The sequence below is a fragment of the Albidovulum sp. genome (assembly GCF_008933605.1).
Classification (GTDB): Bacteria; Pseudomonadota; Alphaproteobacteria; order Rhodobacterales; family Rhodobacteraceae; genus Albidovulum.
Genome location: NZ_WBUS01000278.1, coordinates 1 through 2,106 on the forward strand (window position 1 = coordinate 1; position 2,106 = coordinate 2,106).

Annotated in this window: 1 protein-coding gene; it reads left to right on the forward strand. The window is 75.3% G+C overall.

The features are described 5' to 3' along the window. Window positions 1-2,072: copper-translocating P-type ATPase (locus tag F9K34_RS18750; protein ID WP_291338618.1), on the forward strand; the 2,072-nt coding region annotated here is incomplete at its 5' end. Between the last annotated feature and the right edge of the window lie 34 nt (window positions 2,073-2,106).

A 2,106-nucleotide genomic window follows, 5' to 3' on the forward strand; every position in this document is an offset into this window, starting at 1 on the left:
ACCGGGGCGGAGCGGCGGAGGCCGAGGCCGAGGCGGAGGCCGAGGCCCGCAGGGACGGGGAACGCCGCGCCCTCGCGCGCGCCCTCGCAATCGCCGCCGCCCTGACCCTGCCGGTCTTCCTCCTCGAGATGGGCAGCCACGTCATCCCCGCCCTGCACCACCTGATCGCCGCGACCATCGGCATGGGGACGAGCTGGCTGATCCAGTTCGCGCTGACCACGGCGGTGCTCGCCGGCCCGGGCCTGCGCTTCTACCGCAAGGGCATCCCGGCGCTCCTGCGCGGCGCGCCGGACATGAACAGCCTCGTCGCCGTCGGCACGCTGGCGGCCTATGCCTATTCCGTCGTCGCGACCTTCGCCCCGGGCCTGCTGCCCGCGGGCACGGTGAACGTCTACTACGAGGCCGCCGCGGTCATCGTGACGCTGATCCTCCTCGGCCGGCTGCTCGAGGCACGCGCCAGGGGGCGCACCTCCGAGGCGATCCGGCGGCTCATGGGCCTGCAGGCGCGGACCGCCCGCGTCCGCCGCGGCGCGGGCGTCGCCGAGATCGCGGTCGCCGACGTCGCCCCCGGCGATATCGTCGAGGTGCGCCCGGGCGAGCGGGTGCCGGTCGACGGCGCGGTGATCGAGGGCGAGAGCTGGGTGGACGAGTCGATGATCACCGGCGAGCCGATCCCGGTCGCCAAGGCCGCGGGCGCCAGGGTCACCGGCGGCACCGTGAACCAGACCGGCGCCTTCGCCTTCGAGGCCACCGCCGTGGGCAGCGACACGGTGCTCGCCCAGATCATCCGCATGGTCGAGGCGGCGCAGGCCGCGAAGCTGCCGATCCAGGGCCTCGTCGACCGCATCACCCTGTGGTTCGTCCCCGCGGTGATGGCGCTCGCCGCGCTGACCTTCGGCGTCTGGCTCCTCTTCGGGCCCGAGCCGGCGCTGACCTTCGGCCTCGTCAACGCGGTCGCGGTGCTGATCATCGCCTGCCCCTGCGCCATGGGGCTGGCCACGCCGACCTCGATCATGGTCGGCACCGGCCGGGGGGCGGAGCTTGGCGTCCTCTTCCGCAAGGGCGACGCGCTGCAGGGCCTGCAGGACGCCCGCGTCGTGGCGCTCGACAAGACCGGCACGCTGACCGAGGGCAAGCCGCGGCTCACCGACCTCGTCCTCGCCGAGGGCTTCGACCGCGCCGGGGTGCTCGCGCGGATCGCCGCCGTCGAGGTGAGGTCCGAGCACCCGATCGCGCGGGCCATCGTCGCGGCGGCCGAGGCCGAGGGGCTGGCGCTGCCCGCGCTCGCCTCCTTCGAGAGCGTCACCGGCTTCGGCGTCGCCGCCGAGGCGGGCGGCACGCGGGTCGAGATCGGCGCCGACCGCTACATGGCGCGGCTCGGCCATGACCTGGGCGCCTTCGCGGGGGCCGCCGCGCGCCTCGCCGACGAGGGCAAGTCGCCGCTCTATGCCGCCATCGGCGGGCGCCTCGCCGCGATCCTCGCCGTCGCCGACCCGGTCAAGGCGACGACGCCGGAGGCGATCCGGGCGCTGCATGCCCTCGGGCTCAAGGTCGCCATGATCACCGGCGACAACCGCCGCACCGCCGCGGCCATCGCCCGCCGCCTCGGCCTCGACGAGGTGGTGGCCGAGGTGCTGCCCGACGGCAAGGTGGCGGCGATCCGGCGGCTGAAGGCGCAGGGCCCCGTCGCCTTCGTCGGCGACGGCATCAACGATGCCCCGGCGCTGGCCGAGGCCGATGTCGGCCTTGCCATCGGCACCGGCACCGATGTCGCCATCGAGGCCGCCGACGTGGTGCTGATCTCGGGCTCGCTGCGCGGCGTGCCGGACGCCATCGCCCTCTCCCGCGCGACGATGCGCAACATCCGCCAGAACCTCTTCTGGGCCTTCGCCTACAACGCCGCCCTGATCCCGCTCGCCGCCGGCGCGCTCTGGCCCGCCACCGGCCTCCTCCTCTCGCCCGCCCTCGCCGCCGGCGCCATGGCGCTCTCCTCCGTCTTCGTCCTCGCCAACGCCCTCCGCCTGCGCCGCTTCACCGCGCCGACCGCCAGGGCAAACAGCGCCGCCGCATGACGGCAAGGCGTCCCCGGCACATCCGGGGACGGCC